The organism is Bradyrhizobium sp. WYCCWR 12699, from assembly GCF_032144035.1.
Classification (GTDB): Bacteria; Pseudomonadota; Alphaproteobacteria; order Rhizobiales; family Xanthobacteraceae; genus Bradyrhizobium.
Genome location: NZ_JAVTJN010000017.1, coordinates 1 through 11,852 on the forward strand (window position 1 = coordinate 1; position 11,852 = coordinate 11,852).

At 63.0% G+C, this 11,852-nt stretch carries 11 protein-coding genes and 7 pseudogenes; 8 read left to right on the forward strand and 10 right to left on the reverse strand.

All coding sequences use genetic code 11. The features are described 5' to 3' along the window. The first annotated feature begins 291 nt into the window (after positions 1-291). Positions 292-1,191: an IS21 family transposase gene (istA, locus tag RPS27_RS08945; protein WP_164934314.1), complete on the forward strand. Its 900-nt coding sequence runs from the start codon at positions 292-294 to the stop codon at positions 1,189-1,191. Positions 1,192-1,320: 129 nt separating this feature from the next. Beyond that, positions 1,321-2,546 (forward strand): annotated as a pseudogene (locus RPS27_RS08950) (IS256 family transposase). A gap of 535 nt (positions 2,547-3,081) precedes the next feature. On the opposite strand, the gene tnpB (RPS27_RS08955) reads toward RPS27_RS08950, so the two are convergent. The 3 genes and pseudogenes from tnpB (RPS27_RS08955) to RPS27_RS08960 form a co-directional block, all read right to left on the reverse strand. Next, a complete protein-coding gene (tnpB, locus tag RPS27_RS08955) occupies positions 3,082-3,429 on the reverse strand; it encodes an IS66 family insertion sequence element accessory protein TnpB (protein ID WP_128929859.1) in 348 nt (115 codons plus the stop codon). Between the two features lie 283 nt (positions 3,430-3,712). Further along, positions 3,713-3,961, reverse strand: a complete 249-nt coding sequence (locus RPS27_RS39665; protein ID WP_128955121.1) for a transposase — start codon at positions 3,959-3,961, stop codon at positions 3,713-3,715. A 27-nt stretch (positions 3,962-3,988) separates the two neighbouring features. Beyond that, positions 3,989-4,912, reverse strand: a pseudogene (locus RPS27_RS08960) (IS3 family transposase); the annotation flags it as partial. 66 nt (positions 4,913-4,978) lie between these two features. Between RPS27_RS08960 and RPS27_RS08965 the strand changes: the two are divergent. Next, positions 4,979-5,356 (forward strand): annotated as a pseudogene (locus RPS27_RS08965) (transposase); the annotation flags it as partial. 313 nt (positions 5,357-5,669) lie between these two features. On the opposite strand, the pseudogene RPS27_RS08970 reads toward RPS27_RS08965, so the two are convergent. After that, positions 5,670-6,227 (reverse strand): annotated as a pseudogene (locus RPS27_RS08970) (IS110 family transposase); the annotation flags it as partial. Between RPS27_RS08970 and RPS27_RS08975 the strand changes: the two are divergent. Together RPS27_RS08975 and RPS27_RS08980 are read left to right on the forward strand one after the other, a co-directional pair. Continuing rightward, positions 6,228-7,219, forward strand: a pseudogene (locus tag RPS27_RS08975) (IS21 family transposase); the annotation flags it as partial. It lies immediately after the preceding pseudogene. After that, a pseudogene (locus tag RPS27_RS08980) lies at positions 7,216-7,560 on the forward strand (ATP-binding protein); the annotation flags it as partial. The pseudogenes RPS27_RS08975 and RPS27_RS08980, both read left to right, overlap by 4 nt. Before the next feature lie 34 nt (positions 7,561-7,594). On the opposite strand, the gene RPS27_RS08985 reads toward RPS27_RS08980, so the two are convergent. The 6 genes and pseudogenes from RPS27_RS08985 to RPS27_RS09010 all read right to left on the reverse strand — a co-directional run bounded on the left by RPS27_RS08985 (position 7,595) and on the right by RPS27_RS09010 (position 10,246). After that, on the reverse strand, positions 7,595-7,831 hold the full coding sequence (locus RPS27_RS08985) for a helix-turn-helix domain-containing protein (RefSeq protein WP_232995628.1): 237 nt from the start codon (positions 7,829-7,831) through the stop codon (positions 7,595-7,597). After that, complete coding sequence (locus RPS27_RS08990; RefSeq protein ID WP_232995665.1) at positions 7,786-8,805, reverse strand: hypothetical protein; 1,020 nt, start codon at positions 8,803-8,805, stop codon at positions 7,786-7,788. Before RPS27_RS08990 ends, RPS27_RS08985 begins: the two co-directional genes overlap by 46 nt. Before the next feature lie 161 nt (positions 8,806-8,966). Beyond that, positions 8,967-9,125 (reverse strand): annotated as a pseudogene (locus RPS27_RS08995) (zinc ribbon domain-containing protein); the annotation flags it as partial. Positions 9,126-9,181: 56 nt separating this feature from the next. Then, positions 9,182-9,442: a recombinase family protein gene (locus tag RPS27_RS09000; RefSeq protein WP_232995627.1), complete on the reverse strand. Its 261-nt coding sequence runs from the start codon at positions 9,440-9,442 to the stop codon at positions 9,182-9,184. Beyond that, positions 9,364-10,020 carry a recombinase family protein gene (locus tag RPS27_RS09005; protein WP_210326196.1) on the reverse strand — a complete coding sequence of 219 codons (657 nt, stop codon included), beginning with the start codon at positions 10,018-10,020 and terminating at the stop codon, positions 9,364-9,366. Before RPS27_RS09005 ends, RPS27_RS09000 begins: the two co-directional genes overlap by 79 nt. Then, a complete protein-coding gene (locus tag RPS27_RS09010; protein ID WP_210326194.1) occupies positions 10,010-10,246 on the reverse strand; it encodes a hypothetical protein in 237 nt (78 codons plus the stop codon). The genes RPS27_RS09005 and RPS27_RS09010 overlap by 11 nt, the downstream gene beginning before the upstream one ends. Positions 10,247-10,684: 438 nt before the next feature. Here RPS27_RS09010 and tnpA point away from each other — a divergent pair, with 438 nt between their 5' ends. From tnpA to RPS27_RS09025, 3 genes are all read left to right on the forward strand, one after another. Beyond that, complete coding sequence (gene tnpA / locus RPS27_RS09015; protein ID WP_128955120.1) at positions 10,685-11,116, forward strand: IS66-like element accessory protein TnpA; 432 nt, start codon at positions 10,685-10,687, stop codon at positions 11,114-11,116. Further along, the gene (gene tnpB / locus RPS27_RS09020) at positions 11,113-11,466 is read left to right on the forward strand and encodes an IS66 family insertion sequence element accessory protein TnpB (protein ID WP_128955119.1); all 354 of its coding nucleotides are present in this window, start codon (positions 11,113-11,115) and stop codon (positions 11,464-11,466) included. The genes tnpA and tnpB (RPS27_RS09020) overlap by 4 nt, the downstream gene beginning before the upstream one ends. 50 nt (positions 11,467-11,516) lie before the next feature. Next, positions 11,517-11,852, forward strand: a 336-nt coding sequence (locus RPS27_RS09025; RefSeq protein WP_313753972.1) for a transposase, incomplete at its 3' end; no start/stop codon positions are given.

The following is an 11,852-nucleotide window of genomic DNA, read 5'->3' on the forward strand; positions in this document are numbered from 1 at the left end:
ATCGAGCCCCCATAGGTCCTCGCTCACAAGACGCGGCTTCGTTCAATCCAGCTTCAAATAGGTCCCGCGCTGGACTTGCGGCGAGATCTGCGACGCGGGACCTATTTGAACCCTCCAGTATTCCGACGCAATCCGGCCACCGATTCCGACGGAAGTCGGCCACCCATTCCGATCGAAGCCGGCCACCCTGTTGAGACCGCCTGACGCTCTCGAAGACGGCGATCGAATCGCGGACCAGCCCACCTTTGCGACCAAGCAAGGGAAGGTCTGATGCCCGCCGAGAGAGCGCCGATGCGGAAGGTTCGAGAAGTTTTGAGACTGCGGCACGCCCTTGGCGTGAGCGAGCGGCAGATCGCCGTCACGGTCGGCATCAGCCGATCGACGGTTGGCGAGTATCTGCGGCGGGCTGCCGTGATCGGCATCACCTGGCCGGTGCCGGAAGGGATGGACGACGGCGAACTCGAGCGCCGGCTGTTCACGCCGCCGACATTCGAGGAGAAGCCGGCGCGGCCGTTGCCCGACTGGAAGGCGGTGCACCGGGAGCTGAAGCGGCGCAGCGTGACGTTGCTCCTGTTGTGGGAGGAATATCGCGCGGAGCACGCCGACGGCTATGGCTACAGCCGGTTTTGCGATCTCTACCGGGAATGGAGCGAGGCGATCTCGCCGACCATGCGGCAGACGCATGGGCCTGGAGAGAAGCTGTTCGTCGACTTCGCGGGCGACACGGTGCCGGTGTTCGACGCCGCGACCGGCGCGCAGCGGCTGGCCCATGTCTTCGTCGCGGTGCTAGGAGCATCCAACTACACCTTTGCCGAGGCGCGTTGGTCGGAAGGGCTGGCCGACTGGATCGGGCTGCACGCCAATACGTTGCGCGCGATCGGCGGCGTGCCGAAGGCGATCGTCTGCGACAATCTGAAGGCCGGCGTCACCGCCACCTGTCGCTATGAGCCGGGCATCAACCGCACCTACCAGGAGCTGGCCGAGCACTACGGCACCGCGATCCTGCCCACGCGTCCGCGCAAACCACGCGACAAGGCGAAGGTGGAAGTGGCGGTGCAGATCGTCCAGCGGTTTGTGCTGGCGCGGCTGCGGAACCGGCGCTTCTTCTCGCTTGACGAACTCAACGGGGCCATCCGCAAGGCGATCGCGGACCTCAACGACTCTTATGCAGAGTCTTGTCTGATAAAATAGCTGCGACCGATAGTGGCTCGTGCCACGGCTCTGTGCGTTACGGACCTCCTCTGCGAGCGGGGCGGTAGGAGGGTGTCCGGAACGATGTGTAAGGAGGTTTCTGTGAGTTTACCTTAATTGGAGACTCACATGACCACCGATACGACGATTACCCCTGAACTGCTGGACCAGCTTCTTGCGAACTACAGCAAGCCCGAAAACCTGACCGGCGAGAATGGGCTGTTCAAGCAGCTCAAGAAGGCCTTGATCGAGCGCGCACTTGGAGCCGAGCTGACCGAGCATTTGGGCTACGAGAAGGGTGATCCTGCCGGCCGGGGCTCAGGCAACAGCCGCAACGGGACAAGCTCGAAGACGATCCTGACGGAGGATGGCGAGATCGAGATTACCGTGCCTCGCGATCGGGCCGGCAGCTTCGAGCCGCAGTTGACCGCCAAGGGGCAGACCCGGTTCGATGGTTTCGACGACAAGATCCTGAGCCTCTATGCCCGCGGCATGACGGTGCGGGAGATCCAGGGCCACCTGGCCGAGCTCTAAGGCGCCGAGGTCTCGCCCGATCTCATTAGCCGGGTGGCCGACGCCGTCCTCGATGAGGTCCGGGAATGCCAGAGCCGGCCGCTCGACGCCGTGTACCCAATCGTCTTTTTTGACGCGCTGCGGGTCAAGATACGCGACGAAGGGCTGGTCAAGAACAAGGCGGTCTACGTTGCGCTCGCCTACAATGCCGATGGCGAGAAGGACGCTCGGGCTCTGGATCGAGCAGACCGAGGGCGCCAAATTCTGGCTGCGGGTCGTCAACGAACTCAAGGCGCGCGGCGTCAACGATATCCTGATTGCCGTCGTCGACGAGCTGAAGGGGTTTCCCGAGGCGATCACATCGGTCTACCCGCAGACGCTGGTGCAGACCTGCATCGTGCACCTGATCCGTAACAGCCTTGCCTTCGTCTCCTGGAAGGACCGCAAGGCGATCCTGCCCTCGAAAGGCGATCTATCGGGCTGAGAGTGCCGACGCGGCGGCGCTGAGGCTTGCCGAGTTCGAGGCCGAATGGGGCAAGCGCTATCCCGCCATTGGCCAGATCTGGCGCAAAGCGTGGGAGCACGTAGTGCCGTTCTTCGCCTTCGCGCCTGGCATCCGAAAGATGATCTACACGACAAACGGGGTCGAGGCGCTACATCGTTCGCTGCGCAAGATCATCAAGACCCGCGGCAGCTTCCCGACCGACGAGGCGGCGCTCAAGCTGTTGTATCTCGCCCTCAGGAACGCTGGCGTTTATTGGCGGCGACCGGTTGAATGGACTGCCGCGATGGGGCAGTTCGCCATCCACTTCGGCGCGCGGTTTCCCGGAACAGCGCGCTGATGATCACAACCGACATCACGGCGCCGACCATGATCGTTTGGACCGAACCTTCGCCGTCAAGCCCCGCGCCTGCGGCGCGCCGCTGCGCGGCTTCGGGGCTTGACCGCTCGGTCCGGCCAAGCAGAATTATCGGCCATGCCGTCGATGCCAGCTTTCAATGTCTCAAACGCAAAACCCACCTTCACAGAAATCGCTTACACAAAACTTCGGACATTCCCGGCGGTAGCGGCTGCGACAACATCATCAAACTAGCCACTGACATTTATCGTGACCTCGCCCCCAAGTGTTATCCAGTCCTGAGTTCAGGTGCTCCGGGAAGGTCTGGCCACTCGGCGCGTCTTCCGACGCTTTCGCACGGGCGACCGCGAGCTCGGCGGCGATCTCCGTACCCTTAGCGCGCTCGGCTGCCGGCGCCGCCTTCAGGGCGGCAACGTCATCCGGAGCGGCGTCGCGATCCGCATTCATGCGACGCAGTGAATCACAGATTGAATGCATTGGGACTCCCAAATGTCGGCAATATGAGGATTTTCCTGGATTAGCCCCCGCTCTGCGGCCGCCAGCTCAGTTGGGGAGTCCACCAGTCGATGCCCTCGAGCATGTAAGCCATTTGCGCTGCCGAGATCGACACCGCGCCGACCGACGTCGACGGCCAGATGAACCTGCCGTGATCCAGGCGCTTGGCATAGAGCGACATGCCCAAGCCGTCATGCGAGAGAATCTTGACCAGAAGGCCGCGGCGGCCCCATAAGATATAGAGATCGCCGGCATGGGGATCGCGCTCCAAGCTTTCCTGAACCGCAAGCGCCAAACTTTGCATGGCCCGACGCATGTCGGTGTGGCCAGTCGCGATCCATACCCTGACGCCGCTCGGGAGCGGGATCATCGTCGTCGCAGAAGCTCAAAAACCCGCTGCAGCTCGTCGCGATCAACGCGAACACGACAGCCGCCGCTAAGCTCGATCTCGATGATTCCAGCCGTTGCGCGTTGCTTAGGAGGCGAAGACGCCAGTTGCGACGTGCTGATCGATGCCGGTGCACGTGTGATCTCGACAGGAACCAGAGCTGGCACCGCATCACCGCCCAGGCGGCTTGGCGCGCCTGCCGGAACAGCAAGCTATGCGAGGCACTGATTGCGCAGCAGAAGTTGCAGATCGCCAAGCTAAAGCGTCAGATCTGACGCCACCGGGGACGAGCTGGCGGCGGAAGAGGCTGTGGCAAACCGACGACGGTGCGCGGATTTACCCGCAAGCGCAGTTGGCGCTGACGTTCGAAGAGCTGGAAGTCGTGAGCCACCCCATGCCGGCGCGCGACGCCGCAGACCGTCTCGCCGGCCTGCAAACGTCTCCTCGACAGACGGACCTTCTCGTCGTAACTCCATCGCCGCCGACGCTCGGCACCCAACACATTGACCTGCATCCGCACGTGCTGACCTTGCCCCAAGTTTTATCCAGCCCTGAGTTCGCCCCGGTCGTTGGATTTGCCCAGTTGGGGGAGCGACGGGAGCTGGCGCAGAGCCTTCGGCATAACGCACAGCGCCAGATCCCGTCGCGGATGGCAGGTGTCGGCGAACTCGGACGGCGTTTTCCATCCGAGCTGAGAGTGTGGTCGTGCGTCGTTGTAGTGGGCCCGCCCGCATCCGAGCGCGACGAGGGCCTGCGCCAGTGACGTGAACAGCGTCTCGTTGAGCAGTTCGTCCCGCAGCCGGCCATTGAAGCGCTCGATGAACGCATTCTGCATGGGCTTGCCCGGCGCGATGTAATGCCAACCGACGGGGCTTTGATCGGCCCATGTCAGGATGGCGTTGCTGGTGAGCTCGGTGCCGTTGTCGCTGACCACCATCCTGGGCTCGCCGCGCTCGAACATCAGCCGGTCCAGTTCCCGCGCCACGCGGATGCCGGAGAGCGAGGTATCGGCGACTAGCGCCAAGCACTCGCGGGTGCAGTCATCGACCACGGTGAGGACGCTGAAGCGGCGGCCGCAGGTCAGCTGATCCGACACGAAGTCGAGCAACCAGCGATCGTTGCGGGCCATCGGCACCGTCATTGGCGCCCGGGTCCCAAGGGCGGCCCGCTTGCGGCCGCCGCGGCGGCGTACCGCAAGCCTCTCTTCCCCGGAACAGCTTCTTGTGGTTTGACCAGGTAGCCCTCCCGGTTGAGCAGCACGTGCAGGCGCCGACAAACAAAAACGACGGCGTTCGTGGGCGATCGCCCGCATGCGCTGCCGTAGGACGGCATCGTCCGCCCGGATTGTCAGATATCTGATGGTCATGCGGCAGCAGCCGATGGCTTTACACGCCCGCCGTTCGCTCATCCCGTGGGCAACCATGAGATACGCGACAGCTTTCCGCTTGCCCGCGGGCGTCACCATTAATGGGATGGACCGCCCCGTCCTCCTCCCTCATCATAGGAAGGGCAGACTAAAGAGGAGAGTATCATGGCCGATCGCAATTTGCCGCGACCCGCGGCTGTCTATGGAATCGACATTGGCAAGAACCTATTCCACGTCGTTGGCCTGAGCTGCGACGGCACACCTGTTCAGAAATTTCGCTTTCGAGGGGACACCCTTCTTCAGTTCTTTGCGCGCGCACAACCAAGCATAGTTGGCATGGAATCCTGCGTCGGTCCACAGTGGCTCGCCCGGAAGATACAGGCACTTGGTCACAAGGTGCGCCTGATCCCCGTGCAATTCGTGAAGCCCTACGTGAAGTCAAACAAGAACGATATCATCGACGCCGAGGCGATCGCTGAGGCCGCTACGCGACCGACAATGCGCTTCGTTGCCGTGAAGGAGGAGGACCAAGTGGATCTTCAAGCGCGTTTCCTTCGTCATTCAAACGCGCGGCAACTCGAGATTGAATATTCCGGCACCCTGACGCAAAGGTACACCGTACTCGAGGCAGAAAGCCCGCGTCTGATTGATCAGGCGTGTCCTCGAGCCGACCATCTGGCACGGATTCGCGATGCAGCGCTTCCAGTTGCATAAATGTATCCGGCCTCTCGCGAGTGGACTGCTGTTGCAGCCACGCCATGATGAGATCCGCGCACGCCGTTCCCAATAAATAGTTCGGGCAGGAAGCCCGCTTTTTTGCACAGGGCTTACGGCATGTTGATCCACTGTTTCGTCATCACTGTTCCCGAGCCTTGCAATCGAAGCCAGAAGCGTCAGGCAAGGCAGGATCTCTGCGTTCGTAGAGTGCTCCGGGCTTGTTCAAGACCACCCACACAATGCGGGCCATCTTGGCGGCTAGAGCGACAACGGCCTTGTTCGGATGCATCCGAGCCTGGAGCCCGTCGAGCCAGCTTCCTAGGCGATCGCGCGTCCGGTCCAAATGCCGGAAGCAGGATCGCGCGCCCTGCACCAAAAGCTTTCTCAGATAACGGTTGCCGCGTTTGCTGACGCCAAGCAACGTCTGTTTTCCGCCGCTCGAGTATTGCCTGGGCACTAACCCCAGCCAGGCAGCAAGGTCGCGGGCCTTGCGAAACTGCAGCCCATCACCGATCGCGGCAAGTACGGCGGTCGCACCCAATGCGCCGATACCAGGAATTGTCATCAGCCGGCGGGTGACGTCCTCTCGATCGGCAACCGCTTCGATCTCCTGTGTCAATTCGCGGATCCGTTCTTCGAGGCGGCGGAGATCGGCGAAGCGAGCGCCCACCAGGCGACGCATCACTGGCGACAAATCGGCGCACCGCTGGATCATCGTCTCTATCACGTCCGTTTGGCCTATTGCGGGTTCGCGCACGCCCACGTCGTGCTTGGCGGTGAGAGCTTCGTTGCCCTGGCCGAAGGCCTGCAGAATGCCCTCTGGTCGCTCGGTGGGGCGCCGCGGGAGCATCGGACCGACAGCCTGTCGGCCGCATTCCGCAATCTCGATTGCCATGCTCGGGATGATCTGACGCAGCGATACGAGGCCCTTTGTGCCCATTACGGCATGGGGCATTCCCGCAACAATCGAGGCGTTGCTCACGAGAATGATTCGATCGAAGGGCCCCACGGTCATCTGAAGCGAGCAATCGCGGATGCCTTGCTGCTGCGCGGAACTGTCGACTTCGACGATCTTGCCACCTATCGCGGCTTCATCGACGAGATCGTCAGCCGCCGCAATGCCCGCAACGCCAAGCGGATCGATAGCGAGCGCGTGGTGTTGCAGGAGCTGCCCGATCGGCGCACCTCCGACTACGAAGAGGTGATCGTCCGCGTGACATCGTCCGGCGGCTTCACCCTGCGCAAGGTGTTCTACACGGTGCCATCGCGCCTGATCGGTCACCGGCTGCGGGTGCGCCTTTACGATGATCGTCTCGAGATTATCGGCACGTGATCCATTCCCTGCGGCGCAAGCCGATGGCGCTTCTCAATCTGGTCTACCGAGATCGGCTGTTCCCGCGCGATGCCTATTGGAAGACCTTCGATCGGTTGCGCGAACGCTTGCCGGACAAAAAAGCCTGCCGGATCATGGTCGATCTCCTCGCGCTCGCTCATGAACGCGGCTGCGAGACCGAACTCGCCGATCAGCTCACCGCCGACCTCGAGGCCGGCCGACTGCCTGAACCTAACCGGCTGCGCGCTCACTTCGCTCCTGACCCGCCCACCTGCCGAACGTCGTGGTGCAGCTCGCACCCCCTTGCCACCTACGAATGCCTCATCGGTACTGCCGAGATCGGAGGTGCCGCATGAGCGTAGCCAATACCGTTGATACCGCGCGCCTCAATCTGTTGCTCAACGAGCTCCGCCTCCCGGCCATCAAGGTGCTGTGGGCGCAATTTGCCGAGCAGTCCGACAAGGAAGGTTGGCCAGCGGCCCGCTTCCTCGCCACCATTGCCGAGCACGAGATCGCCGAACGCGGTCGCCGGCTCACCGAGCGCCATCTCGTCGAGGCGCGGCTGTCTGCTGGGAAGACCTTCGGCGGCTTCGACTTCGAGGCCGTGCCGATGATCTCCAAGGCGCAGGTGATGGCGCTCGCCGCCGGTGACAGCTGGTTGGGTAAGGGTGCCAATTTGCTCCTGTTCGGGCCGCCCGAGTCCGATTCATACTGCCCACCTCGTTATGCCATTATAGTTCAAGCTCTCTTTGGCGGAGATCGCCAGACGACGGGCGCCGGAAGCGCCGCGCCTGCGCGGCGTTCCTGACCTCGGGGTGCTCCAGATCAGGCGCCTTGATCACCCAGGGTGCGCCCTTGCACAGCTGGTGCGCGGGCAAGCTTCGCTCCGCGATCAGACGGCGAACCGTCGATGGGCTGACCGTCAACGCAGCGGCGGCTTCATCCAGAGTAATTTCTCCTCTCTCCATGCGTTCGCCTTCCCGGTAGGGTGCGATAGCTTGCTGGTTGCGCAAGTGACGAACGCGGGCGCGGGTCCAGCTGTTACCGTGCCCCGTCGACTTGCCGCTCGGTCGAGGACCGCCGCGATCGTGCCGTCGGGCATCTGGCGTGCCAGAACACGCAGGAGATCGATGACATCTGCGGATGTGCTCCAGCGGTGTTGGCCCGTGCGGTTCTTTCTGGTCTCTAGCGCTGTGTGATCGCCGCCCTGCCAGTGGATCACAAGCTCAATTGCCGCATCGCCGACGCATACAACGATTTCGTGGATTAAGGTTCGGATGATCCCCTTGCGCGTGGCAGGCGTCGCCCCAGGACTGTTCCAGGCCCGCTCCAAATCGGAGCCAAGCGCAAGCAGCCGCTCGCGATCCGCCTCGCTCAGAGGACTCTCCGGCTTGGCCAACAGTGCACCGCGCTCTTCCTCGAGCGCGCGGACGGCCAGCAGACGTTCATTCCAACGTCGCTCCAGCTCGCCGGCGACCAGGCGATTGTCGGGATCGACAGCCTCATATCGCCGACGAGCCCGAGTGGCCTCATAGCGCGCTTGCTCACGCTTGGGCAGGCGTATCTCGCTGTGAACGCCGCCAACCCAGTGGACGACGAGGACGATCTCGGAGGCCGCATCATCGATATCGGCTACGACCTCATGGATGAGGGTGCGCACAATGCGCTTCTTGAGGCGAGCATCCGTCGTCGGCGCATCCCAGACCGTTCTGAGGTTCGAGGCCAGAACGCCGAGCGAGGCTGGATCAGCAATGGGGGCAGGCATCGCCGCATTATGCGTGGCGATTTTGCCCTCGACCTCCGCTGCGTGAGCGAGCGTCCTGTTCCAGCGCGCTCCAAGCTCGCCCGCCACCAGCCGGCTCGCGGGGTCAGCGGCATCGTATTGCCGGAAAAGCCTGGTCGGCGGCATAGCGCGCCGCTTCGAGATCGCGACTGAGAGCATCGCGCACCTGATCGCGCCGTTCCCCTGGCTTCCTTGGCGGCAGCGGTTGCGGCGGCGATAGCGCCCGGACCGATGACGCCAAGCAGTGCTTCCTCGATTGCATCATCGACGGGCAGTCCGCCGAAGCCGATGCAGTGAGGGCCGCCATTGTCCATCCAGGCGCGGCTACAGCTATAGCGCGGGATATGGTGGTTCATGCCGGAGTACCGGAGTGTGAGCTTGCGACCGCAGCGCTTGCACCGGATCAGACCGGCCAGCAGCGCGTCACCATGCTTGGGCGCGCCGTGATGCCGACCGGTGGGAGCGTTGCTGCTGACCATGGTGCGGATCGCCTCGAACCTCTCCCAGCTCACATACCCGTCGTGGGTGTTGGGCTTCAGCGCCAGCCATTCGCTCCGCGCCTGCGGCGGATCTTCACGCTCACACCCACGGCGCTGTATCCCGCCGCGACAGCCGTCTTACCATAGGCATAGGCGCCGCCGTAGACCGGGTTCTCAATGATCCGGTGGATGGCGGAGTAGCTCGGTCGCCGCCAGGCCGTTGCGCCGTTGGTCCGCTTCACCGGCAGATCGAGATTGTACTCGTGGAGCCAGCAGAACGGTCGCGCGCTGCCGAGTTCCTCGACCTTGTCGAACACCAGCTTGATCGCTCCTGGACACGCCGATCCGGATCTTTCTCATAACGGTCGCCGGCCTTCACGAAGCCGACGGGCGCTGCCACAACCAACTCGCCCCGGCGCGCCTTCTCGTAGCGGGCCGAGAGCGAGCGCTGGCGCAACAGATCCAGCTCGTACTCGTTGAGGCTGCCCTTGAGCCCGAGCAACAGGCGATCGTTACCGTGCCTTGGCGCGTAGATCGTCTCCTGATCGATCAGAACGGTATCGACCACGCGGCACATCTCGATGAGTTGCTGCCAATCCCGTCTGTTGCGAGCGAAGCGCGAGACTTCGCGGGCGCAAACCGCACCAACTTTACCGAGGCAAACCTCCGCTACCATCCGCTCGAAGCCGGCGCGTTGTACGCCGCCGGCGGCTGAGCGACCGAGATCATCATCGATCACTTCAACCTCTGACCATCCGAGTGCCGTCAGTCGGTCCCGCATGGCGTATTGCAACGCGCCGCTCTCGCGATTGTGTAGCACCTGATGTGCTGAGGATTGACGCACGTAAAGTATCCCCTTCTCCAGATGATGAGGCCTGACCTTGTCAGAGATCATGACCGACCTCCTTCGCGCGCGGCGTCGCTGTCGTCGCGGCATGGTCGAGGATCAACTGCGTCATCAGACTCGTAAGGGCCGCCTGCGCTTCCGCCGGAAGCTCCGACCATGTGGGCGCACCGGTGGCGCCGCTCGACAGGCCGCTCCCGAACAGATCCATCTGCTGCGGCCGCGGTTGTTGATTGTGTCGGTATCCGCTCCCTGGCATTGCCGTCTGGCGTGACATGAGTCGCTCCCCGATTCTGACCGTGAGAGCCTCTGGATGCGCCAGAAAGCAGGGCAGCTGATGGCGTTCGATCCTTCAACGCCAGATCGAGAAGCGCAGAAAGCGCCGCAAGCGCATCGATGCTGACAAACGGTTGAGCTGTCAAAAGCTCGGCGTCAGGGCATGCCGTCCGGTCGAACATCCCTGCTGGCACTTCCAGCCAACGATCTCCTTGCGATCCGTCCAAGGTGCAGCGAAAAACAACATCAAAGCCTTGTCGACGGCTCCATGAACGCAAACTCGGCGCCCAAACCATGGATGATGCCGATAAAGAACCTCGCGAAGAACGGTCCTGTGGCCGTTCTCAAACGTTGTTGTACAACGAACACCGCGGACACTCGGCCATCGGCTATATCAGCTCGGTCGAGATGGAGCGCAAGGTGGGATTAGCTTAACGGGGTGTCCATCAAACCGGCAGCACGCTCAGTGATCACCGGGGAGCGCCGACGGCGTCGGTGGACGAGCGAGGAGAAGGCCCGGATCGTGGCGGAGAGCTTTGAGGAGGGTGCGAACATCTCCGAGGTTGCGCGGCGCAATGGCGTTTCGCGCGGGCTGCTTACGGTGTGGCGCCGCCAAGTTGCGGCGGCGGTGGGGGGCAAGGCACCGAACTTCGTGCCAATCCAAATTGGTCCGGGGATCGATCGCGGGACAGCGGGCGAGCATGAACGTATTTCCGGGCTACAGACGAGGCCTTTGGAGATCGCCGCGCCGCCGGCCAAGGTTTGCGGAGTTGTCGAGATCGAGGTGAACGGGGCGCGCATCCGGGTCGAGCCGGACGTTGAGCTGGCGACGCTGTCGACCGTGCTGGCGGCGCTTCGGGGTATCCGGTGATTGCGCTACGCTCTGACCTCAAGGTGGTGCTGGCGACACAGCCGGTCGATTTCCGCAAGTCGGTGCATACGCTGTCGGCACTGGTGAGCGAAGCGCTGCGTGCGAATCCGTGTTGTGGGGACGTCTTCGTGTTCCGCAGCAAACGCACGGACAGAGTGAAGCTTCTGGCGTGGGACGGCAGCGGCATGGTGCTGATGACGAAGTGGTTGCACCAGGGGCACTTCACCTGGCCGCCGATCCGCGAAGGCGTGGTGCATCTGACTGCGACACAGCTCGCGATGCTGCTCGACGGACTCGAGTGGACGCGCGTCTCGCCCAAGCCGGTGAAGCAGCCGGCCGTTGTCGGCTGAGAGGAGAGGATTTCGCTGGAGCCTGCGCCGCGCGGATGTATGGTCCATTTATGGCGATTCGCCCGGACGTCCTCTCGACTGATCCCGCCGCTCTAACAGAGATGGTGCTCGCGCTCGACGCCGAGAACGAGAAGCTGCGTGTTGCGATGCAGACGCTCAAGGAGATGATCTTCGGGAAGCGCTCGGAACGGCTTGCCACGCTCGTGGCCGAGCAGCTTGAGCTTGAGCTTGACGATCTTGAGACCAGTGTCACGCCGCCGGCAGCTGCCAACGACGATGCACCTGCGGTGAAGCCGTCCGATAAGCTACGTAAGAAGGCGCGCCGCAACATCGGCGCGTTGCCCAAGCATCTGCCGCGCTGTGAGCAGGTCCTGGAGCCGGAGGTG

What these genes read in the sequence shown, in the direction of transcription:
- istA (WP_164934314.1), top strand. Translation starts at nt 292, where the DNA reads ATGCGGAAGGTTCGAGAAGTTTTGAGACTGCGGCACGCCCTTGGCGTG.
- tnpB (WP_128929859.1), bottom strand. Translation starts at nt 3,429, where the DNA reads ATGATCCCGCTCCCGAGCGGCGTCAGGGTATGGATCGCGACTGGCCAC.
- RPS27_RS39665 (WP_128955121.1), bottom strand. Translation starts at nt 3,961, where the DNA reads ATGCAGGTCAATGTGTTGGGTGCCGAGCGTCGGCGGCGATGGAGTTAC.
- RPS27_RS08985 (WP_232995628.1), bottom strand. Translation starts at nt 7,831, where the DNA reads ATGGAGAGAGGAGAAATTACTCTGGATGAAGCCGCCGCTGCGTTGACG.
- RPS27_RS08990 (WP_232995665.1), bottom strand. Translation starts at nt 8,805, where the DNA reads ATGCTCTCAGTCGCGATCTCGAAGCGGCGCGCTATGCCGCCGACCAGG.
- RPS27_RS09005 (WP_210326196.1), bottom strand. Translation starts at nt 10,020, where the DNA reads ATGATCTCTGACAAGGTCAGGCCTCATCATCTGGAGAAGGGGATACTT.
- RPS27_RS09010 (WP_210326194.1), bottom strand. Translation starts at nt 10,246, where the DNA reads ATGTCACGCCAGACGGCAATGCCAGGGAGCGGATACCGACACAATCAA.